This is a genomic window from Paenibacillus sp. FSL M8-0228 (assembly GCF_038007385.1).
Lineage (GTDB): Bacteria > Bacillota > Bacilli > Paenibacillales > Paenibacillaceae > Paenibacillus > Paenibacillus polymyxa_D.
The window spans coordinates 400,820-422,535 of record NZ_JBBOXA010000001.1 but is presented as its reverse complement, the minus strand read 5'-3'; the positions used below and the strand labels follow the sequence as shown (position 1 = coordinate 422,535).

Here is a 21,716-nt window from a genome sequence, read left to right as displayed (position 1 = left end):
TAAACTTCCTTCATTCGGTCGTTGATATCGCCTTACTTGACTCCCTGATGTCGATACTCGGTTGGAGTCATTCCACATTTGCGCCGGAATACCTGTGTAAAATGCCGCATATCCTGATAGCCGATCCGCTCTGAAATATCAGCCAGCCGCAAATGAGGATCACTGAGCAACCGCTTCGCCTCCTCCATACGCAAGGAAATGACGTAATCCTTATAGCCTTGTCCCGTCTTTTGCTTAAATAACTGGCTAAAATACACCGGATTTAAAAATACAATTGAGGCCACTTTTTCAAGTGACAGCTCCTCTGTAAAGTGAGCCCGAATGTATTGCAACGCCACATCTACCGTATGCATGCCTTTGCGGAGACATTCTCCTGTATCCGTTGCTGCGGCTGCAATCTCCTCTGGCGTACGTCTTAGCCGCGCCACCTCTTCAGGTATGGAAGCAAAATTGTGATGAACACCCGAACGTGTAATTTGTAGGGGCACCTTCACATAACGCTTCAAATGGGATTCGAGCAACGTCTCTAGCCGTGCGGCCTCTGCCTCACTCCTTAGCCTTGCAATACCCAGCAGACTATGGCGGTCTAGACTAACGACAAAGCCGCTGCCCCCTGCCTCAACGAGTTCGGACAGTACATTTTCAATCATAAAATGCTCCAGATGTGTCTGCTTGTGATCAGGTTCCATGCGAACCATGAAGAGATGGAATTCCGGATAATTTTCGACAAAAGGCTGTATATCCAGCTTACCAGTATCCAATCCAAGGGCATAGCGCTGGAAAACGGCCTCACGCAAATAAACCATATTGGATTTGAGAAGCCTACCCTCGTTCGCCTGCTGCGAGGCTACAAGCGCCTCGGCTGCCAACATTTCAATGCATTCCAGCAGCTTTCTTTTACCAATCGGCTTTAACAGGTAGTCTTTGGCACCCAGCTTTACTGCTCTTTGTGCATAATGGAAGTCGGAATGGGCCGAAATGACAACCCACTGCAGATGAGGATGCTTTCGCTTAGAAATACGCATGAATTCCAGACCATCCATGCCAGGCATCAGGATATCAGTTAATACAATATCTACAGGATGCTCCGCCAGAATGCCTGCTGCTTCCTCGGTGGAAGCAGCGAGATGAATGCCGCAGGTGGGTAGAGCTTGGCCAATGGTACGCCGAATCCCCTGCCGTATCATACTTTCATCGTCAGCTATCAGAATATTCATGTTTCTCCTCCTTCTGTGGCAGAGGCACACTTACAGTGGCTGTTGTTCCGGCCCCAGGTGCGCTAGAGATCCGTAGGCCGTACTCTTCTCCGAACATGTGCCGTAGCCGTAAATTTAGGTTTTGCAGGCCGATGCCTCCCGCCTGCCCGCTGCCCGCCTGTTTGCCGGGTTCTGCCAAAGCGACCTGGACCACCTCCCATCGTTCGTACTCCATCCCTGCACCGTTGTCGATGATGTGCAGGCTCAATACACCCTCATATTCCTCCGCTCTGACGAGCAGCTTGCCACCTGTATTCGCATGAAGAGGCTCCAGTCCGTGCTTCACCGCATTTTCAATCAAGGGCTGTAAGGTCATTTTTGGCAAGCGGATATCCATCCATCGTTCATTAATGCTAATGTCTACAGATACCCTGCCCTCCAGCCGAGCTTGAATAATGGTGAGATAGTGGCCAACCTGCTCCACTTCTTCACGAAGGCTTACATCAGCCCCCTCTTCCCAATGGCTACTGTAACGGAACATATGGGATAAGGAGAGAATCACCTCTCCGAGCTGATCCTGTCCCTCTTCGTCCAGCATCCAATAGATCATATCCAGCGTATTATACAGAAAATGTGGATTGACCTGCGTCTGTAGCGCGTGTAGCTCCGCATTTTTTTCACTGACCGATGATATACGCACCAGCTCGATTAGCTCTGCAATTCGTCTTACCATATGGTTAAAGGAAGTAGCTAACTGATTGATTTCTTCATAGGATTTGGTGTTTACCGTATGGCGGAAATTCCCTGTCTCTACTCGCTTCATCTCCCGAATGACTCGCTTGAGCGGAAGGGAAATGCTTCTGGAGACGATGGACGCAATTAACGCCGACACAATAATAAGTATAGGTGCCACGATAAATAGGTACCTTTGATTTTGCACCAGCTCCACGTTCAGATCCTCACTAGGTGTCACACTAATCACAGACCAGTCGGCAAACGGCAACTTGGAAGCGATTACAACATTCTCATTACTTCGATTTACAATAACTTCCCCCTCTGGCACCTGCTGCTCTAGATTTCGCAAATCCGGTGGCGGATCAGGGGAAGTGGCCGACACAATTCGATTTTCATGACCCAGCAGATATACCTGACTATTGGTACCTAACCGCAAATTGTGGAGAGCCGACAAAACAGAACCCGGCTCAGCCTCAAACAGGACAATACCAATCGGCTTGTGCTCATCCAAATCATAGAGCTGCCGTCCAAACGCAAACACGGGTCTGGTTTCCACCTGATCAATGACAGAGTGAGGATACACGCCCAGCCATGCAATTTTTCCCGCCGACTTTCGAATTTCCTTATACCATTCCGTCTGTTCGTAATGAGTATCAATGACATTCATATAATTGCCATAGTTATATACCTTGCCTGTGTCTGTGATGACATGGATGCCAATCAGATCTTCACGCGAATAATAGATAGCCCCCAGAATATTCGTAATCGTACGTTCGTTGATGTAATTGACAGCAGGTAAATCAATACTATCCGTCGTCAACAGACGAACCAAATCCATATTGTTGCTGATTGATTTGGAGAGACTATTATAGCTGCCGAGCAGCAATTCGAACAGTCCTGCCGTCTGGGATACATTTTTACGCGCCAGCTCGCTGACCTTATCATGGAACTGCACCGTAGTACGGTTGTAAAATAATAGACTGACCGCCAGCACAATGCCCGACATGCTTAATAGGAACAGAACAAACAAGCGGTATTGAATGGATTGAAAACGGCGCATCATACCTCTCTGCGCTCCTTTCGCATCGGCCGCCTATCCTTTAACCGCTCCCGCAACCATGCCCTTGGTGATATTTTCGGACAGAACAAAATAAATAATAATGACCGGTAAGGCACCCATGACTAGAAAAGCGCCAATATTACCGTAGTTCACAGAATACTGGCTGACGAACGTATATACGCCGAAAGGGAGAGTTTTGAGCTTCTCGGACGAGATAAAGGTGGCAGCCATAATGTATTCATTCCAGATATTAATGAAAGTTAAAATACATACCGTCATGGTAGGCGGAATCGAGATGGGTAAGATTACACTGCGGAAAATACGATAAATGCTCGCTCCGTCAATGTAAGCGGACTCTTCAATTTCGTGGGGAATGGACCGCATAAAGCCGGATAGGATGAAGACCGCAATCGGTGTCTGAAAAGCAATGTAGGGTAAAATCAATGAGAAATACGTATTCAGAATATGGACATTTTTAAACATCACCATCAGCGGCAGTAGTGTAGCTTGCATCGGGATCATCATCCCGATCAGAAACATGGTCAGCACAACAGCCCCGAAGCGCCAACGAAAACGTGTAATCGCATAAGCAGTCATCGAGCTTAATAAAATGACGAAAATCATCGTAACCCCGGTTACCAGCACACTGTTTCCTAAATAACGCAAGTAGCTCCCTGATTCATAGGCTTCCTGATAGTTGTGCCACTGAGGCACTTGAGGGAGTGCAAAGAAGCTTGAGCTCAATATCTCTTCATTTGTCTTCAACGAATAGGTCAGAAGCCAAAAGAGTGGATACAGCTGCGTGACCATTAAGATTGCCAATAAGGAAAAGACTCCCGTTTTCTTCAAGACATTCAACAGTTCCATCTCCTTTAGCTTACCTTATTTTCGATTCGTTTGAAAACAAAATTTATCACAATTGTAAATGACAAGCAAATCACTACGAGAATTGAAGCCAATGCGCTGCCATATCCGTATTTCATCGATAAAAAGGACATATTGTACATATACGTAGATACTGTATCCGTCGCATGGGCTGGTCCTCCACCCGTCATCACCCAAATCAAATCAAACGATTGCAGGGAGCCGATAAATGCTAATACAATTGATATCTTGAAAATAGGTACAATGAGCGGCAGCGTAATATAGCGGTCTGCTTTGAATCCTTCAGCTCCATCAATTTTGGCTGCTTCGTACAGCTCATTCGGTATATTTTGTACCCCGGTAAACTGGATAAGCAAATGATAGCCAAAATACTGCCATAACGATACAAAATAGAGGGCGTACATCGCGATCAGCGGTTCCGTCAGCCATGAGCGTGTCCAGCTTTCCAGCCCAATCGCCAGCAAAATACCGTTCAGCATTCCACCCATCGAGGCTGGATTATAGATCGTCTTCCACAGCTGCCCGATAATGACCACCGACAGAATAACCGGCAGAAAATACATCGTTACCAGCGTATTGGCCTTACGCACATAGCGATTAAGCAAGATCGCCAGCAGCAGACAAAACGGAATTTCCAGCATGGAAAACACAGCGAACATCATAGTCCGTTTCACGGATGGCCAGAACACTGAATCTGATGTGAAAATCCGCTCAAAATTAGCCAGCCCCACAAACTTTGCCTCGGCGATTCCGTTCCAATCCAGCAATCCGCAATATACCGACACCAAAATTGGAACAAATACCATACAGGTATACAACAACAGGCAGGGTAGCACGAAAACGGCAATGGTACGTGCTGGCACCTTCAGTACATTCATGCTCTAATCTCCTTTATGTTGATTCTGAACATCTTCTGAGGATGTACAACCTACATGATTTCCAATCAGGGAAGAAGCATTCCGCCCCCTCCCTAGTGCCTGCTACTTCGGGATTTTGCAAAATTCCATTCCAGTCACTCCAAAGTGCAATATCTAGATGAACTAGGCCATTTCGATCTATATACTGTTCATCGGAAGTCGCTTACTGGATTTTTGTAAAATCCTCACTTATTTATTCGCTTCAAAAGTGTTTTGATGTTCCTTAGCAACTTGTGCGGAGTCTTCTTTTTGTACGAACAGGTTTTGAATGCTACTCAGATGCGCCTGCGCAATAGCCGGATTCATCGTATTATCAAAGGCGAGATCGCCCCCTTTTACATTCTTGAACAGCTCATTAAGACTAATTGCTAACTCGGAGTAGCCCGCTTCCTTCAGATCACCTTTCATTTTCTGACCGCTGCCAATCGCATTTTTCAGATCAAACTGAATTTTGGGCATCTCCTTAATAAAATAGTGCAGAAAATCCTTCGTCTCCTGTAAATGTTCACTGTTCGCAGATACCGCAAATGCGCTGCCCGGCGCAATTACATACTCATTCACATCACCCTTGCCATTCACCGTAGGGAATTGAAACGCTCCTACCTTACCCGCTACCGAAGAAGCATCAATTGACCCCGTTTCCCACGTACCCATGATATACATCGCGGCTTTTCCTGTTTTAAAAATATTACCACCTGCATTGTAATCAATAGACGTAGCTCCATCCGGGAAAGCTCCTGCCTGCACCAATTCCTGGAATGCATCCACCGCTTCCACAAAAGCCGGGTCGTTAAACGTCTTTTTGCCGTCCAGTACATCATTGAGAAAATTCGGTCCTTCATTCGTACGCAACAAAATGTTCATAAAAAGGAGGGACCCCGTCCATGAATCCTTTTCCCCAATGGCAATCGGAGTAATTCCCTTCGCCTTCAGCGTTTTGACCGTCGTAATCAGCTCGTCAAAGGTGGTCGGCAACTTCTGGATTCCCGCCTGCTTGAACAGTTCCTTATTGTAAAACACCACTTCTATATTGTTGCCGTCCGGAAAAGCGTAGAGCTTATCATCGAAGCTATAGTAATTAAGAAGTCCATTCTGGAACGTATCTTTTAACCCCTCTTTATCAGCCACATCGTTTAATGGAGCTAGCAGCCCGGCATCTACGAATGGCTTCATCTGTGCAGCAGGGTTTACAATCGTGATATCAGGCACTTCCTTCGCCGCTGCCTGTGTTTTCAGCTTAAGCTTTTGTTGATCTGTATTTAGCGAATCCAATTCAATTTTGACATGAGGATGATCCTGCTCGTATTGACCTACAATTTGCTTAATCATTTTGTACGAAGGGGTGCTCGGATCAGGATTGATGTTCTGAAAGGTAATCGTAACATCTTTCGTTGCGGTGCCTTTGCTCGGTTCTCCTGAATTTCCCGGACTTGCGCTTTGTCCGTTATTACAAGCTGCCAGCGTCAATGCCAAGGCGCTCGCCATCATAATAGCAAACGCTTTCATTTTTGTTCTGCTCATGGTCTTTTTCCTCCTCTTGTTGAAGCATTGCGCAATTTGCCCTCCTTATTGGTGGACACTCAATGCCCGCTTGTTCTTTTCATTATGTTCCATAGAAAAGACGTGAACAATGCGTGAACTTAAGGAGAAGGGTTTGTTTTTTCAAGCCCTCATTTGCGTGCTTCAAAATTCATTCATATCATAACTTGCAATTTATCTAGAACACAGGCATAATATGAATAAGATCATCATTTGATAATGATTATCATTATTAAATGATAAATACACATAGACTTTAAAGGAGGCAGGACCGCAGTGAAAGAAACTTTCAGTAAAACCTCCCTGCATATTGATGATTATTTGGACCTTCTCAATCTTGCCGTACAAGTCGGAGATACCAAGTGGCAAAAAGAAATTACCCGTAAACTTCAAGCCTTGAGTGTCCTTCAGACAGAACAGGTTGAAATAGATTAACTGCCCCAGTTAATACTGTCCTCAGTTAAAAATACTGACTAGGCACCACTATATAAAGGACAACCAAGATACCATAAAACTTTTGACCGAATCCATAATGGTGATCTTTCAGGTGAATGATAAATAAATCGGTTATAGGAAAAAGAGCACAGCCTTAACGGGCTGTGCTCTCTTTTATCGTGCTTGGCGACGTCCTACTCTCCCAGGACCCTGCGGTCCAAGTACCATCGGCGCTGGAGGGCTTAACGGTCGTGTTCGGGATGGGTACGTGTGGAACCCCTCCGCTATCGCCACCAAACATGAATTTGCTACGCAAATTCTTCCGTAAGGTTATTCGGTTCATCACTTATTGTGTGAATGAATAGCCATGCGCTTGTCGTATGTCACTTGTACATACCTTCAAGGTTACACCCTGAAAACTGGATCCGAAACTCATTGCGCTTTATCTTTAGGATAAGCCCTCGACCGATTAGTATTGGTCAGCTCCATGCATTACTGCACTTCCACCCCCAACCTATCTACCTCGTCGTCTTCAAGGGGTCTTACATACTGGGAAATCTCATCTTGAGGGGGGCTTCACGCTTAGATGCTTTCAGCGCTTATCCCTTCCGTACATAGCTACCCAGCGGTGCTCCTGGCGGAACAACTGGTACACCAGCGGTACGTCCATCCCGGTCCTCTCGTACTAAGGACAGCTCCTCTCAAATTTCCTACGCCCACGACAGATAGGGACCGAACTGTCTCACGACGTTCTGAACCCAGCTCGCGTACCGCTTTAATGGGCGAACAGCCCAACCCTTGGGACCTACTTCAGCCCCAGGATGCGATGAGCCGACATCGAGGTGCCAAACCTCCCCGTCGATGTGGACTCTTGGGGGAGATAAGCCTGTTATCCCCAGGGTAGCTTTTATCCGTTGAGCGATGGCCCTTCCATGCGGTACCACCGGATCACTAAGCCCGACTTTCGTCCCTGCTCGACTTGTAGGTCTCGCAGTCAAGCTCCCTTCTGCCTTTGCACTCTTCGAATGATTTCCAACCATTCTGAGGGAACCTTGGGGCGCCTCCGTTACTCTTTAGGAGGCGACCGCCCCAGTCAAACTGCCCACCTGACACTGTCCTCGCACCGGTTTACGGTACCAAGTTAGAACCTAGATACGATCAGGGTGGTATCCCAAGGATGCCTCCCTTCAAGCTGGCGCTCAAAGTTCGACGGCTCCCACCTATCCTGTACAGATCGTACCCAAATTCAATATCAAGCTGCAGTAAAGCTCCATGGGGTCTTTCCGTCTTGTCGCGGGTAACCTGCATCTTCACAGGTATTAAAATTTCACCGGATCTCTCGTTGAGACAGCGCCCAAGTCGTTACGCCATTCGTGCGGGTCAGAATTTACCTGACAAGGAATTTCGCTACCTTAGGACCGTTATAGTTACGGCCGCCGTTTACTGGGGCTTCGGTTCATAGCTTCGCCCGAAGGCTTACCACTCCCCTTAACCTTCCAGCACCGGGCAGGCGTCAGCCCGTATACTTCGCCTTGCGGCTTCGCACAGACCTGTGTTTTTGCTAAACAGTCGCTTGGGCCTTTTCACTGCGGCCCCCTCGGGCTATTCACCCTACCGAGGCACCCCTTCTCCCGAAGTTACGGGGTCATTTTGCCGAGTTCCTTAACGAGAGTTCTTCCGCGCGCCTTAGAATTCTCTTCTCGCCTACCTGTGTCGGTTTGCGGTACGGGCACCTTCTCCTGGCTAGAGGCTTTTCTTGGCAGTCTGAGATCATGACCTTCGCTACTATAATTTTCGCTCCCCATCACAGCCCAGCCTTAACGATGTGCGGATTTGCCTACACACCAGCCTCACTGCTTAGACGGACATCCATCCGTCCGCGTCACTACCCTACTGCGTCACCCCATCGCTCATAACGGATTACGGTGGTACAGGAATTTCGACCTGTTGTCCTTCGACTACGCCTATCGGCCTCGCCTTAGGTCCCGACTTACCCTGAGCGGACGAACCTTCCTCAGGAACCCTTAGGCTTTCGGCGGATCTGATTCTCACAGATCTTTTCGTTACTCATACCGGCATTCTCACTTGAATGCAGTCCAGCGCTCCTTACGGTACACCTTCAACCCGCATTCAACGCTCCCCTACCCCTGATGCAAGCATCAAGCCATAGCTTCGGTGGTGTGTTTAGCCCCGTTACATTTTCGGCGCAGAGTCACTCGACCAGTGAGCTATTACGCACTCTTTCAATGGTGGCTGCTTCTAAGCCAACATCCTGGTTGTCTGTGCAACTCCACATCCTTTCCCACTTAACACACACTTGGGGACCTTAGCTGATGGTCTGGGCTGTTTCCCTTTCGACAATGGATCTTAGCACTCACTGTCTGACTCCCGGAACTAAATCTATGGCATTCGGAGTTTGACTGAGCTTGGTAACCCTTGCGGGCCCCGCACCCAATCAGTGCTCTACCTCCACGATTCTTCTTTCCGAGGCTAGCCCTAAAGCTATTTCGGGGAGAACCAGCTATCTCCGGGTTCGATTGGAATTTCTCCGCTACCCCCACCTCATCCCCGCATTTTTCAACATGCGTGGGTTCGGGCCTCCAGTGCGTGTTACCGCACCTTCACCCTGGACAGGGGTAGATCACCCGGTTTCGGGTCTACGTCCACGTACTAAAGATCGCCCTATTCAGACTCGCTTTCGCTGCGGCTTCAGCTCTTCACCTTAACCTTGCACGGGAACGTAACTCGCCGGTTCATTCTACAAAAGGCACGCCATCACCCATAGATCGGGCTCTGACTTCTTGTAAGCACACGGTTTCAGGATCTATTTCACTCCCCTTCCGGGGTGCTTTTCACCTTTCCCTCACGGTACTGCTTCACTATCGGTCGCCAGGGAGTATTTAGCCTTGGCAGATGGTCCTGCCGGATTCATACGGGGTTTCACGTGCCCCGCACTACTCGGGATCCGTCTCGGAGAGAACAAGTTTTGAACTACAGGGCTTTTACCTTCTCTGGCGGGCCTTTCCAGACCTCTTCATCTAACCGGTTCCTTTGTAACTCCATGTGAGACGTCCCACAACCCCAAGGAGCAAGCTCCTTGGTTTGGGCTAATCCGCGTTCGCTCGCCGCTACTGACGGAATCACTATTGTTTTCTCTTCCTCAGGGTACTTAGATGTTTCAGTTCCCCTGGTCTGCCTCTATTCTGCCTATGTATTCAGCAGAAAGTGACTGTCGATGAAGACAGCCGGGTTTCCCCATTCGGACATCCCCGGATCAAAGCTTGCTTACAGCTCCCCGAGGCCTTATCGTTGTTCGCCACGTCCTTCGTCGGCTCCTGGCGCCTAGGCATCCTCCGTGTGCTCTTTGTAGCTTAACCTAGTATTTACATCGTAAATACGATTTGCTTTGAATTTCGGTTCAACACTTACGTGTGAATGAAATTCAAGGCAGCTACCTTTATTTCACTTGTTTACACAAGATCAGCTTAAAGGAATATTCTAAAACGCAATTTCGTTTCGGTATCCAGTTTTCAAGGTGCAATTCGCTTCATCGAAGCGAAACCCGATGAATATTTCGGTTCCACACGAACGTGTGAATGAAGTATTCGTCGAAGCTTGAGAGTTTGAGCTCTCAAAACTGAGCAACGAGTGAGTAAGTTCAGGATATTCATTTCATTCACACGAATGTGATGAACCGAATTGAATATCCGGTCGCAGGTACGTTATACCTGCTAATTTGAATGTTTCCATCGCAGGAAACGATTCTCCATAGAAAGGAGGTGATCCAGCCGCACCTTCCGATACGGCTACCTTGTTACGACTTCACCCCAATCATCTACCCCACCTTCGGCGGCTGGCTCCCTTGCGGGTTACCCCACCGACTTCGGGTGTTGTAAACTCTCGTGGTGTGACGGGCGGTGTGTACAAGACCCGGGAACGTATTCACCGCGGCATGCTGATCCGCGATTACTAGCAATTCCGACTTCATGTAGGCGAGTTGCAGCCTACAATCCGAACTGAGACCGGCTTTTCTAGGATTGGCTCCACCTCGCGGCTTCGCTTCCCGTTGTACCGGCCATTGTAGTACGTGTGTAGCCCAGGTCATAAGGGGCATGATGATTTGACGTCATCCCCACCTTCCTCCGGTTTGTCACCGGCAGTCTGCTTAGAGTGCCCAGCTTGACCTGCTGGCAACTAAGCATAAGGGTTGCGCTCGTTGCGGGACTTAACCCAACATCTCACGACACGAGCTGACGACAACCATGCACCACCTGTCTCCTCTGTCCCGAAGGAAAGGTCTATCTCTAGACCGGTCAGAGGGATGTCAAGACCTGGTAAGGTTCTTCGCGTTGCTTCGAATTAAACCACATACTCCACTGCTTGTGCGGGTCCCCGTCAATTCCTTTGAGTTTCAGTCTTGCGACCGTACTCCCCAGGCGGAATGCTTAATGTGTTAACTTCGGCACCAAGGGTATCGAAACCCCTAACACCTAGCATTCATCGTTTACGGCGTGGACTACCAGGGTATCTAATCCTGTTTGCTCCCCACGCTTTCGCGCCTCAGCGTCAGTTACAGCCCAGAGAGTCGCCTTCGCCACTGGTGTTCCTCCACATCTCTACGCATTTCACCGCTACACGTGGAATTCCACTCTCCTCTTCTGCACTCAAGCTCCCCAGTTTCCAGTGCGACCCGAAGTTGAGCCTCGGGATTAAACACCAGACTTAAAGAGCCGCCTGCGCGCGCTTTACGCCCAATAATTCCGGACAACGCTTGCCCCCTACGTATTACCGCGGCTGCTGGCACGTAGTTAGCCGGGGCTTTCTTCTCAGGTACCGTCACTCTTGTAGCAGTTACTCTACAAGACGTTCTTCCCTGGCAACAGAGCTTTACGATCCGAAAACCTTCATCACTCACGCGGCGTTGCTCCGTCAGGCTTTCGCCCATTGCGGAAGATTCCCTACTGCTGCCTCCCGTAGGAGTCTGGGCCGTGTCTCAGTCCCAGTGTGGCCGATCACCCTCTCAGGTCGGCTACGCATCGTCGCCTTGGTAGGCCTTTACCCCACCAACTAGCTAATGCGCCGCAGGCCCATCCACAAGTGACAGATTGCTCCGTCTTTCCTCCTTCGCCCATGCAGGAAAAGGATGTATCGGGTATTAGCTACCGTTTCCGGTAGTTATCCCTGTCTTGTGGGCAGGTTGCCTACGTGTTACTCACCCGTCCGCCGCTAGGTTAGTTAGAAGCAAGCTTCTAACTAACCCCGCTCGACTTGCATGTATTAGGCACGCCGCCAGCGTTCGTCCTGAGCCAGGATCAAACTCTCCATTAAAGACCAACCGAAGCTGGTTTATAGAAAGAGCGATAAGCTCATTTTGAAACTGACGAGATAAAATATCTCTTGTTTGATTTTGCGAACAAAATCGTTTTACTCACTCGTTGTTCAGTTTTCAAAGATCAAACATTTCTCTTTCGCTGCGTTTTTCAGCAGCTATAAGATCATATCATGTTCGTTTCAAAAATGCAAGGGCTTTTTTTTTAAAAAAAAGATCATTTCACCCAAGTTTTTCGCTTTTGAAACTGCTGTTTTGTTGTCAGCTCAAATAATATATCATTTTCGGCCAGAGAAAGCAACTTGTAAAAATATCCTTTTTTTTAAATATGGGATTTCTTCCTCCTTTTATTCAACCATTATTAGAATTAGCTCCACTGTTACTTCAAAACGGTTGGTGCATAAAATGTCATGCATTCAGTTCCATTTAATATATATACTTTATTGCTAATTAGCCGCTATACGACGTTAATTAGTTATTTGGTAATCTATGTTGTTCGTACCCCATGTGCTAGATTGCTATAAGACCTGCGGCAAGGCGAAGTCTCTTGGACCCCGCCTAATGGTATTCATATATTAGAGGCGACAAATTTCATGGGCACATTGGCCGTACGAAGGACAGCAGCACATGCCACGTAATACCTTGAGATCGTGAATGACAATCTTTCCATCCCTTGTATCTAGGGTTCCCTGCTCTTTCAGCGCGCTCAGCATCCGGTTCACACTCTCGCGCGTCGCTCCAATCATCTCACCTAATTCGGAGTGACTTAGCTTCATATTTAGTAAAATGCCATCCTTCACAGCCACGCCACATGTATTGCTAGCACGGATCAATGTAGACGCTAACGCTCCAGTTTTACCATACAACAGTAAGTCCCGAAAACGCGATTGCATAATGCGTTGCTTCATCGCCATCCACTGGATGAACTGAAGTGCCATTTCCCCATTTTTGGACAAGAGCGACTCCAGATCCTTAACAAGCACGACGCCTAACTCACACACATCAGCTGTTTCCGCAGTGCAACTATACTCTTCTCCATCTATCCCGCTAAATTCCCCAATTAAGTCGCCTTGATGCTGAATGGTCAGAATCAGTTCTTTACCATCTTCTGTCGATTTACGAAGTTTGACATGACCTGAATGTATATAATAAAGCTGCTCTGCATCATCGCCCTCTCGGAAAAGCATAACGCCTGCCTTTACCTTCTTCCAGGACATAATATCTTTTAGCAGATCAAAATGCTCATCTGTCAAATAAATCTGAATTCCCGTGCGTTCCGCTTCGTCCCCAAACCGTTCCATACAAGTGGCTTGCATGTTAGCGTCCTCCTCGTGTTTACCTGATATCTATATCATAATGTTTTAACGCCTGGGTTGTTATCGGGAGAACACCTGATTTTATACCTTCCTACTCCCTGATTTGCTGTGATAAATATCACTTCTGAAGTAAGCTAACGCCCCATTTATCGACCATTTCCCTACTCCTTATCCGACCAGATGAAAAGTCAGTGTTTCCTGCGCCTATAGATCAGGGGGTTCCCCGATCTACTTTTGCAACTGTCGAAACTACAATGAACTAGAGATATAGTTTGGTTATGAAAAAGGATGTGTCTTCTATGCTACAAATAACGGATGAAATGCGAAAAGAACTGAACCAGTTGAGAGATACTATTTATGGTGATCTCACTGCCCTTGCATTTATGTCTAAGTCAGGTGGTAAGTTGCATTGGTATTACGCCTCTGGTAGCCGAAGCAATCGCTATCGCCTTATTTCTTTTAAGATTGGCCATGGTATTGCCGGTATGGCTGTTCGCTTGGGACGTACCGTAACTGTAAGTGCTTTGCTATCAGGTAGTATACGTCTGCGTCAGGAATGTGCACTAATGCTGGCCGAGCAGCTTCACTCTGCTGTTGCCATTCCCTTTTCCAGCACAGGGGATCTGCCCAACGGTGTGCTGCTTCTTGGTAATCGTGATGTGAGGATGTTCACAGAGTCTGATATAGCCGAGGCTACTCAAGTAGCTCAACGCCTTAGCCAACTATGTGCTTACCCTCTCACTCCATAGCTCAACAATGTTTCTATAGATAATGATCCTCATCAGATACTTGATATAGCTGTCCCTAACTATCTTTGTTGATTGAAATCCCTAAAATTTGCTATGATTATGACAAAACGTACGGTTTTTTACCGTTCGAGGGGATGACAAATTGATTCGTATACTAGTAGTGGATGATCACGTTGTCGTACGTTCTGGCCTCATGGCCCTATTGGACGGCAAAAACGGTATTAAGGTAGTAGGAGATGCAGCAGACGGGGATGAGGCAATCCGCAAGGCAGTGGAGCTACAACCTCATGTTGTGCTCATGGATTTTAGCATGCCACCTGGAAAAGATGGTCTCACAGCAACCACTGAATTAAAAAAACAGCTGCCCGATACAGAAGTCCTTATTTTAACGATGCATGACGATGAAGAATATCTGTTCCGAGCCATTCAAGCTGGAGCATCCGGATATATTTTAAAAAGCGCACCTCACGAGGAGTTACTCGCTGCCATCCAGTCTGTGGCCGAAGGTAGTGCCTATTTGTACCCGAATGCAACCAAACGACTGATGAGTGAATATCTGGACAAAATCAAACAGGAAGGCATAGCCGGACCCTATGAATCCTTGTCTGAGCGGGAGAAAGAGATTCTATCCTGGGTAGCCAAAGGTTATGCCAACAAGGAAATTGCCGAGCATCTGGTGATTAGTGTCAAAACCGTAGAGTCCCATAAAAGCAATCTTATGGAGAAGCTTAACTTGAAAACACGACCTGAGCTAGTCAAATTTGCACTAAAAAAGGGGCTGCTCCATTATGAATGAACCTTCTAACCCTTTACTGCAGCATGCCTTTGGTGAATCAACCGATAAACTGCTGAATGATCTGGAAATTTATATACCAGAATCCCCTTTTCTTCATGCGCTGCGTAACTCACTCCACCAATTATCCAATCTGAAATTTGCTCTAGATACGTCTTCCATCGTTGCTTTGACCGATCATCGAGGTATTATTCAGTACGTAAACGACAAGTTCTGTGAGATTTCGCAATACAGTCGTGAAGAGCTGATCGGTCAGGATCATCGTCTCATTAATTCAGGCTATCATACCCCCGCCTTCATGAAAAACCTGTGGACTACGATCCGTTCAGGTGAGGTATGGCAAGGAGAAATACGTAATCGTGCTAAAGATAACAGCTACTACTGGGTGAATACTACGATCGTTCCGTTTATGGACGAGGAAGGTAAACCCTATCAGTACTTAGCGATCCGCAATGAGGTCACTAAACTGAAGAGAGTAGAAGCTGAACTTCAGTCTATGATGACACAAGTCATGCAAATACAGGAAGAAGAACGTAAACGCTTTTCAAGAGAGCTGCATGATGGGATAGGGCAAAGCTTATTTTCACTTATTATCCAATTGGATAGCCAACTTGCCGAACAACCTAGTGCTACTCTGGAGAATCTCCGTTCGCAGGTGACCGACATCATCAAAGATGTTCGTGGTCTAGCGTGGGAACTTCGTCCCTCAGTTCTGGATGATCTGGGTGTCGTCCCAGCCATAAGAACCTATATTGAAAACTTCTGTTCTCATTACGGGATTGAGGTGCATTTTCAATGCAATCTACGTAAACGGGTTGATATTCGCAAGGAAATTGCAATTTATCGGATTGTACAAGAGGCATTAACGAATGTAGCCAAATACGCAGATGTAGCAGAGGCATATGTCGACGTTGAGGATCAAAATGAAATGATACAAGTGACCATTCGGGATAAAGGCATTGGATTCTCTGGAAAGTCCCAAGGAGAGGGAGTTGGATTGTTCAGTATGGAAGAACGAGCTAGAGGGGTAGGGGGATTTATGAGCATAACCTCTGCTCCAGACGAGGGAACCTCCATCCAGCTGACCATTCCCGTGTAAAAACTGTCCACTAGATCGGTTATCGGTGTATACCAGTTGCATGATCAGAACGATATACACCGATACCGAAGATTATGGATAATCAACACATTGTGGATTACATGAGGATAAATACAAAAAAAGAGAGAGCTCTGTCCCCAGACAGGCTCTCTTTATTTATAAGGTGTCACCACTGAGGCAACAAGAATCCGCTATAGCAAAAAGCGGGTGATGGGAATCGAACCCACGCTACCAGCTTGGAAGGCTGGAGTTCTACCATTGAACTACACCCGCAAAACAGTATCGGGATGACACGATTTGAACATGCGACCCCCTGGTCCCAAACCAGGTGCTCTACCAAGCTGAGCTACATCCCGACATTATACATTTTTTTAAGAAATGGCGCGCCCTGAGAGATTCGAACTCCCGGCCTTTTGATTCGTAGTCAAACGCTCTATCCAGCTGAGCTAAGGGCGCATATTAAATTCCATAATGAGTAGTCAAGGCGCCACCCAGATTTGAACTGGGGATGAAGCTTTTGCAGAGCTTTGCCTTACCACTTGGCTATGGCGCCGTATGGATAATGGAGCGGACGACGGGAATCGAACCCGCGACCCTCGCCTTGGCAAGGCGATGCTCTACCGCTGAGCCACGTCCGCAAAATATGGTGCGGTCGAGAGGACTCGAACCTCCACGGGGGGTTAGCCCACACGGACCTGAACCGTGCGCGTCTGCCAATTCCGCCACGACCGCAAAATAATTATAAATGGTGAGCCATGAAGGACTCGAACCTTCGACACCCTGATTAAAAGTCAGGTGCTCTACCAACTGAGCTAATGGCTCTTAATGGCTGGGGATATAGGATTTGAACCTATGCATGACGGAGTCAAAGTCCGTTGCCTTACCGCTTGGCTAATCCCCAATAAATTAAGAATAAAGGGCGGCCGATGGGGCTTGAACCCACGAATGCCGGAGTCACAGTCCGGTGCGTTAACCACTTCGCCACGACCGCCATATGATTATGAAAAGACTGGTGGAGGATGATGGATTCGAACCACCGAACCCGTAAGGGAGCAGATTTACAGTCTGATGCGTTTGGCCACTTCGCTAATCCTCCAAAATGGTGCCGGCGAGAGGACTTGAACCCCCAACCTACTGATTACAAGTCAGTTGCTCTACCAGTTGAGCTACACCGGCACATTACTCATTTCCCACTTGAAAGGTGGCTCGGGACGGAATCGAACCGCCGACACGAGGATTTTCAGTCCTCTGCTCTACCGACTGAGCTACCGAGCCATATTAAATTTTATTACTACATCATATAATCCGCACTATATATGCCAATTATATATGAAGCTAAAATGGCGGAACTGACGGGATTCGAACCCGCGATCTCCTGCGTGACAGGCAGGCATGTTAGGCCTCTACACCACAGTTCCAGAGGCATTTCCAATAGGAAATTAATTGCGGGGGCAGGATTTGAACCTACGACCTTCGGGTTATGAGCCCGACGAGCTACCGAACTGCTCCACCCCGCGACATTAAAAAGCATTTCTCAATTTTTCTTATGGTGGAGGCTGAGGGGATCGAACCCCCGACCCTCTGCTTGTAAGGCAGATGCTCTCCCAGCTGAGCTAAGCCTCCATATTATGACCCGTAGGGGATTCGAACCCCTGTTACCTCCGTGAAAGGGAGGTGTCTTAACCCCTTGACCAACGGGCCTTGCAAAATAAGTTCTGGTCTCAATAAATTTATGGCGGAGAGAGAGGGATTCGAACCCTCGCACCACTTTCGCAGTCTAACCCCTTAGCAGAGGGTCCCCTTATAGCCACTTGGGTATCTCTCCGAGTAGCGGCAGAGGGGATCGAACCCCCGACCTCACGGGTATGAACCGTACGCTCTAGCCAGCTGAGCTACGCCGCCACCTTAATATATAAAAGTCAGAAATATTCAAAATATGGCTCCCCGAACAGGACTCGAACCTGTGACAACTCGATTAACAGTCGAGTGCTCTACCAACTGAGCTATCAGGGAATATTGGTGGAGCCAAGCGGGATCGAACCGCTGACCTCCTGCGTGCAAGGCAGGCGCTCTCCCAGCTGAGCTATGGCCCCAATCTTTTTGTTATTCTAGAAGTGGTGGGCCTTAGTGGACTCGAACCACCGACCTCACCCTTATCAGGGGTGCGCTCTAACCAGCTGAGCTAAAGGCCCTAACATGTAAAAATTTATCATCCTCTAAAGGATATCGCTTGGCGACGTCCTACTCTCCCAGGACCCTGCGGTCCAAGTACCATCGGCGCTGGAGGGCTTAACGGTCGTGTTCGGGATGGGTACGTGTGGAACCCCTCCGCTATCGCCACCAAACATGAATTTGCTACGCAAATTCTTCCGTAAGGTTATTCGGTTCATCACTTATTGTGTGAATGAATAGCCATGCGCTTGTCGTATGTCACTTGTACATACCTTCAAGGTTACACCCTGAAAACTGGATCCGAAACTCATTGCGCTTTATCTTTAGGATAAGCCCTCGACCGATTAGTATTGGTCAGCTCCATGCATTACTGCACTTCCACCCCCAACCTATCTACCTCGTCGTCTTCAAGGGGTCTTACATACTGGGAAATCTCATCTTGAGGGGGGCTTCACGCTTAGATGCTTTCAGCGCTTATCCCTTCCGTACATAGCTACCCAGCGGTGCTCCTGGCGGAACAACTGGTACACCAGCGGTACGTCCATCCCGGTCCTCTCGTACTAAGGACAGCTCCTCTCAAATTTCCTACGCCCACGACAGATAGGGACCGAACTGTCTCACGACGTTCTGAACCCAGCTCGCGTACCGCTTTAATGGGCGAACAGCCCAACCCTTGGGACCTACTTCAGCCCCAGGATGCGATGAGCCGACATCGAGGTGCCAAACCTCCCCGTCGATGTGGACTCTTGGGGGAGATAAGCCTGTTATCCCCAGGGTAGCTTTTATCCGTTGAGCGATGGCCCTTCCATGCGGTACCACCGGATCACTAAGCCCGACTTTCGTCCCTGCTCGACTTGTAGGTCTCGCAGTCAAGCTCCCTTCTGCCTTTGCACTCTTCGAATGATTTCCAACCATTCTGAGGGAACCTTGGGGCGCCTCCGTTACTCTTTAGGAGGCGACCGCCCCAGTCAAACTGCCCACCTGACACTGTCCTCGCACCGGTTTACGGTACCAAGTTAGAACCTAGATACGATCAGGGTGGTATCCCAAGGATGCCTCCCTTCAAGCTGGCGCTCAAAGTTCGACGGCTCCCACCTATCCTGTACAGATCGTACCCAAATTCAATATCAAGCTGCAGTAAAGCTCCATGGGGTCTTTCCGTCTTGTCGCGGGTAACCTGCATCTTCACAGGTATTAAAATTTCACCGGATCTCTCGTTGAGACAGCGCCCAAGTCGTTACGCCATTCGTGCGGGTCAGAATTTACCTGACAAGGAATTTCGCTACCTTAGGACCGTTATAGTTACGGCCGCCGTTTACTGGGGCTTCGGTTCATAGCTTCGCTCTTGCGAGCTTACCACTCCCCTTAACCTTCCAGCACCGGGCAGGCGTCAGCCCGTATACTTCGCCTTGCGGCTTCGCACAGACCTGTGTTTTTGCTAAACAGTCGCTTGGGCCTTTTCACTGCGGCCCCCTCGGGCTATTCACCCTACCGAGGCACCCCTTCTCCCGAAGTTACGGGGTCATTTTGCCGAGTTCCTTAACGAGAGTTCTTCCGCGCGCCTTAGAATTCTCTTCTCGCCTACCTGTGTCGGTTTGCGGTACGGGCACCTTCTCCTGGCTAGAGGCTTTTCTTGGCAGTCTGAGATCATGACCTTCGCTACTACAATTTTCGCTCCCCATCACAGCCCAGCCTTAACGATGTGCGGATTTGCCTACACACCAGCCTCACTGCTTAGACGGACATCCATCCGTCCGCGTCACTACCCTACTGCGTCACCCCATCGCTCATAACGGATTACGGTGGTACAGGAATTTCGACCTGTTGTCCTTCGACTACGCCTATCGGCCTCGCCTTAGGTCCCGACTTACCCTGAGCGGACGAACCTTCCTCAGGAACCCTTAGGCTTTCGGCGGATCTGATTCTCACAGATCTTTTCGTTACTCATACCGGCATTCTCACTTGAATGCAGTCCAGCGCTCCTTACGGTACACCTTCAACCCGCATTCAACGCTCCCCTACCCCTGATGCAAGCATCAAGCCATAGCTTCGGTGGTGTGTTTAGCCCCGTTACATTTTCGGCGCAGAGTCACTCGACCAGTGAGCTATTACGCACTCTTTCAATGGTGGCTGCTTCTAAGCCAACATCCTGGTTGTCTGTGCAACTCCACATCCTTTCCCACTTAACACACACTTGGGGACCTTAGCTGATGGTCTGGGCTGTTTCCCTTTCGACAATGGATCTTAGCACTCACTGTCTGACTCCCGGAACTAAATCTATGGCATTCGGAGTTTGACTGAGCTTGGTAACCCTTGCGGGCCCCGCACCCAATCAGTGCTCTACCTCCACGATTCTTCTTTCCGAGGCTAGCCCTAAAGCTATTTCGGGGAGAACCAGCTATCTCCGGGTTCGATTGGAATTTCTCCGCTACCCCCACCTCATCCCCGCATTTTTCAACATGCGTGGGTTCGGGCCTCCAGTGCGTGTTACCGCACCTTCACCCTGGACAGGGGTAGATCACCCGGTTTCGGGTCTACGTCCACGTACTAAAGATCGCCCTATTCAGACTCGCTTTCGCTGCGGCTTCAGCTCTTCACCTTAACCTTGCACGGGAACGTAACTCGCCGGTTCATTCTACAAAAGGCACGCCATCACCCATAGATCGGGCTCTGACTTCTTGTAAGCACACGGTTTCAGGATCTATTTCACTCCCCTTCCGGGGTGCTTTTCACCTTTCCCTCACGGTACTGCTTCACTATCGGTCGCCAGGGAGTATTTAGCCTTGGCAGATGGTCCTGCCGGATTCATACGGGGTTTCACGTGCCCCGCACTACTCGGGATCCGTCTCGGAGAGAACAAGTTTTGAACTACAGGGCTTTTACCTTCTCTGGCGGGCCTTTCCAGACCTCTTCATCTAACCGGTTCCTTTGTAACTCCATGTGAGACGTCCCACAACCCCAAGGAGCAAGCTCCTTGGTTTGGGCTAATCCGCGTTCGCTCGCCGCTACTGACGGAATCACTATTGTTTTCTCTTCCTCAGGGTACTTAGATGTTTCAGTTCCCCTGGTCTGCCTCTATTCTGCCTATGTATTCAGCAGAAAGTGACTGTCGATGAAGACAGCCGGGTTTCCCCATTCGGACATCCCCGGATCAAAGCTTGCTTACAGCTCCCCGAGGCTTTATCGTTGTTCGCCACGTCCTTCGTCGGCTCCTGGCGCCTAGGCATCCTCCGTGTGCTCTTTGTAGCTTAACCTAGTATTTACATCGTAAATACGATTTGCTTTGAATTTCGGTTCAACACTTACGTGTGAATGAAATTCAAGGCAGCTACCTTTATTTCACTTGTTTACACAAGATCAGCTTAAAGGAATATTCTAAAACGCAATTTCGTTTCGGTATCCAGTTTTCAAGGTGCAATACAGTTTCGATGAAACTGTAGCCTGTGTGAATATCGGTCTAACTCAACCGAGTAGATGATATTCATGCAGTA

At 48.4% G+C, this 21,716-nt stretch carries 10 protein-coding genes, 21 tRNA genes and 5 rRNA genes; 4 read left to right on the top strand and 32 right to left on the bottom strand.

Annotation, left to right across the window (positions count from 1 at the left end; genetic code table 11):
* Positions 1–32: 32 nt before the first annotated feature.
* The 5 genes from MKY98_RS01890 to MKY98_RS01870 form a co-directional block, all read right to left on the bottom strand.
* Positions 33–1,217, bottom strand: coding sequence for a response regulator (locus tag MKY98_RS01890; protein ID WP_029514654.1), 1,185 nt, complete (start codon positions 1,215–1,217; stop codon positions 33–35).
* Positions 1,198–2,994 carry a cache domain-containing sensor histidine kinase gene (locus MKY98_RS01885; protein WP_069010723.1) on the bottom strand — a complete coding sequence of 599 codons (1,797 nt, stop codon included), beginning with the start codon at positions 2,992–2,994 and terminating at the stop codon, positions 1,198–1,200. The genes MKY98_RS01890 and MKY98_RS01885 overlap by 20 nt, the downstream gene beginning before the upstream one ends.
* A 30-nt stretch (positions 2,995–3,024) precedes the next feature.
* Positions 3,025–3,858, bottom strand: coding sequence for a carbohydrate ABC transporter permease (locus tag MKY98_RS01880; protein WP_069010722.1), 834 nt, complete (start codon positions 3,856–3,858; stop codon positions 3,025–3,027).
* Positions 3,859–3,863: 5 nt separating this feature from the next.
* Positions 3,864–4,754: a carbohydrate ABC transporter permease gene (locus MKY98_RS01875; RefSeq protein WP_069010721.1), complete on the bottom strand. Its 891-nt coding sequence runs from the start codon at positions 4,752–4,754 to the stop codon at positions 3,864–3,866.
* 228 nt (positions 4,755–4,982) lie between these two features.
* Positions 4,983–6,314 carry an extracellular solute-binding protein gene (locus tag MKY98_RS01870; protein WP_029514650.1) on the bottom strand — a complete coding sequence of 444 codons (1,332 nt, stop codon included), beginning with the start codon at positions 6,312–6,314 and terminating at the stop codon, positions 4,983–4,985.
* Between the two features lie 294 nt (positions 6,315–6,608).
* Between MKY98_RS01870 and MKY98_RS01865 the strand changes: the two genes are divergently transcribed.
* Complete coding sequence (locus tag MKY98_RS01865) at positions 6,609–6,767, top strand: hypothetical protein (protein WP_165147892.1); 159 nt, start codon at positions 6,609–6,611, stop codon at positions 6,765–6,767.
* A 181-nt stretch (positions 6,768–6,948) separates the two neighbouring features.
* Here the strand turns inward: MKY98_RS01865 and rrf (MKY98_RS01860) are convergent.
* The 4 genes from rrf (MKY98_RS01860) to MKY98_RS01845 form a co-directional block, all read right to left on the bottom strand.
* Positions 6,949–7,065, bottom strand: a 5S ribosomal RNA gene (gene rrf, locus MKY98_RS01860).
* A gap of 151 nt (positions 7,066–7,216) precedes the next feature.
* Positions 7,217–10,144 (bottom strand): 23S ribosomal RNA (locus MKY98_RS01855).
* Positions 10,145–10,539: 395 nt separating this feature from the next.
* Positions 10,540–12,095: ribosomal RNA gene (locus tag MKY98_RS01850) — 16S ribosomal RNA — on the bottom strand.
* Together the 16S, 23S and 5S rRNA genes form the textbook arrangement of a ribosomal RNA operon.
* A 576-nt stretch (positions 12,096–12,671) precedes the next feature.
* The gene (locus tag MKY98_RS01845) at positions 12,672–13,412 is read right to left on the bottom strand and encodes a Crp/Fnr family transcriptional regulator (RefSeq protein WP_029516024.1); all 741 of its coding nucleotides are present in this window, start codon (positions 13,410–13,412) and stop codon (positions 12,672–12,674) included.
* Between the two features lie 299 nt (positions 13,413–13,711).
* Here MKY98_RS01845 and MKY98_RS01840 point away from each other — a divergent pair, with 299 nt between their 5' ends.
* The 3 genes from MKY98_RS01840 to MKY98_RS01830 all read left to right on the top strand — a co-directional run bounded on the left by MKY98_RS01840 (position 13,712) and on the right by MKY98_RS01830 (position 16,053).
* Entirely contained in the window at positions 13,712–14,161 is a 450-nt protein-coding gene (locus MKY98_RS01840) for a GAF domain-containing protein (protein WP_029516025.1), read from the top strand.
* A gap of 142 nt (positions 14,162–14,303) precedes the next feature.
* Complete coding sequence (locus MKY98_RS01835) at positions 14,304–14,957, top strand: response regulator (RefSeq protein WP_029516026.1); 654 nt, start codon at positions 14,304–14,306, stop codon at positions 14,955–14,957.
* A complete protein-coding gene (locus MKY98_RS01830; RefSeq protein ID WP_029516027.1) occupies positions 14,950–16,053 on the top strand; it encodes a PAS domain-containing sensor histidine kinase in 1,104 nt (367 codons plus the stop codon). Before MKY98_RS01835 ends, MKY98_RS01830 begins: the two co-directional genes overlap by 8 nt.
* A gap of 202 nt (positions 16,054–16,255) precedes the next feature.
* Here MKY98_RS01830 and MKY98_RS01825 read toward each other — a convergent pair.
* From MKY98_RS01825 to MKY98_RS01715, 23 genes are all read right to left on the bottom strand, one after another.
* Positions 16,256–16,326: transfer RNA gene (locus MKY98_RS01825), tRNA-Gly, on the bottom strand.
* A gap of 9 nt (positions 16,327–16,335) precedes the next feature.
* A tRNA-Pro gene (locus MKY98_RS01820) sits at positions 16,336–16,409 on the bottom strand.
* Between the two features lie 23 nt (positions 16,410–16,432).
* Positions 16,433–16,509 (bottom strand) — tRNA-Arg (locus tag MKY98_RS01815).
* 26 nt (positions 16,510–16,535) lie between these two features.
* Positions 16,536–16,606 (bottom strand) — tRNA-Cys (locus MKY98_RS01810).
* A gap of 10 nt (positions 16,607–16,616) precedes the next feature.
* Positions 16,617–16,691 (bottom strand) — tRNA-Gly (locus MKY98_RS01805).
* Between the two features lie 6 nt (positions 16,692–16,697).
* A tRNA-Leu gene (locus MKY98_RS01800) sits at positions 16,698–16,785 on the bottom strand.
* 14 nt (positions 16,786–16,799) lie between these two features.
* Positions 16,800–16,875: transfer RNA gene (locus MKY98_RS01795), tRNA-Lys, on the bottom strand.
* Positions 16,876–16,879: 4 nt separating this feature from the next.
* Positions 16,880–16,954, bottom strand: a tRNA-Gln gene (locus tag MKY98_RS01790).
* Positions 16,955–16,971: 17 nt separating this feature from the next.
* Positions 16,972–17,044 (bottom strand) — tRNA-His (locus MKY98_RS01785).
* Between the two features lie 19 nt (positions 17,045–17,063).
* A tRNA-Tyr gene (locus tag MKY98_RS01780) sits at positions 17,064–17,149 on the bottom strand.
* Between the two features lie 4 nt (positions 17,150–17,153).
* Positions 17,154–17,229: transfer RNA gene (locus MKY98_RS01775), tRNA-Thr, on the bottom strand.
* 26 nt (positions 17,230–17,255) lie between these two features.
* Positions 17,256–17,328 (bottom strand) — tRNA-Phe (locus tag MKY98_RS01770).
* Positions 17,329–17,394: 66 nt separating this feature from the next.
* A tRNA-Asp gene (locus MKY98_RS01765) sits at positions 17,395–17,471 on the bottom strand.
* 25 nt (positions 17,472–17,496) lie between these two features.
* Positions 17,497–17,570: transfer RNA gene (locus MKY98_RS01760), tRNA-Met, on the bottom strand.
* 30 nt (positions 17,571–17,600) lie between these two features.
* Positions 17,601–17,676, bottom strand: a tRNA-Val gene (locus MKY98_RS01755).
* Positions 17,677–17,682: 6 nt separating this feature from the next.
* A tRNA-Glu gene (locus tag MKY98_RS01750) sits at positions 17,683–17,754 on the bottom strand.
* Positions 17,755–17,786: 32 nt separating this feature from the next.
* Positions 17,787–17,878: transfer RNA gene (locus tag MKY98_RS01745), tRNA-Ser, on the bottom strand.
* A gap of 3 nt (positions 17,879–17,881) precedes the next feature.
* Positions 17,882–17,955, bottom strand: a tRNA-Met gene (locus MKY98_RS01740).
* A 35-nt stretch (positions 17,956–17,990) separates the two neighbouring features.
* Positions 17,991–18,066, bottom strand: a tRNA-Asn gene (locus MKY98_RS01735).
* A gap of 4 nt (positions 18,067–18,070) precedes the next feature.
* Positions 18,071–18,146, bottom strand: a tRNA-Ala gene (locus MKY98_RS01730).
* 22 nt (positions 18,147–18,168) lie between these two features.
* Positions 18,169–18,245 (bottom strand) — tRNA-Ile (locus MKY98_RS01725).
* Between the two features lie 36 nt (positions 18,246–18,281).
* Positions 18,282–18,398 (bottom strand): 5S ribosomal RNA (gene rrf, locus MKY98_RS01720).
* 151 nt (positions 18,399–18,549) lie between these two features.
* A 23S ribosomal RNA gene (locus MKY98_RS01715) occupies positions 18,550–21,479 on the bottom strand.
* Between the last annotated feature and the right edge of the window lie 237 nt (positions 21,480–21,716).

Bases quoted from the DNA above. Each gene is read 5' to 3' on its own strand.
- MKY98_RS01890 (WP_029514654.1), bottom strand. From the start codon at position 1,217: ATGAATATTCTGATAGCTGACGATGAAAGTATGATACGGCAGGGGATT.
- MKY98_RS01885 (WP_069010723.1), bottom strand. From the start codon at position 2,994: ATGATGCGCCGTTTTCAATCCATTCAATACCGCTTGTTTGTTCTGTTC.
- MKY98_RS01880 (WP_069010722.1), bottom strand. From the start codon at position 3,858: ATGGAACTGTTGAATGTCTTGAAGAAAACGGGAGTCTTTTCCTTATTG.
- MKY98_RS01875 (WP_069010721.1), bottom strand. From the start codon at position 4,754: ATGAATGTACTGAAGGTGCCAGCACGTACCATTGCCGTTTTCGTGCTA.
- MKY98_RS01870 (WP_029514650.1), bottom strand. From the start codon at position 6,314: ATGAGCAGAACAAAAATGAAAGCGTTTGCTATTATGATGGCGAGCGCC.
- MKY98_RS01845 (WP_029516024.1), bottom strand. From the start codon at position 13,412: ATGCAAGCCACTTGTATGGAACGGTTTGGGGACGAAGCGGAACGCACG.
- MKY98_RS01840 (WP_029516025.1), top strand. From the start codon at position 13,712: ATGCTACAAATAACGGATGAAATGCGAAAAGAACTGAACCAGTTGAGA.
- MKY98_RS01830 (WP_029516027.1), top strand. From the start codon at position 14,950: ATGAATGAACCTTCTAACCCTTTACTGCAGCATGCCTTTGGTGAATCA.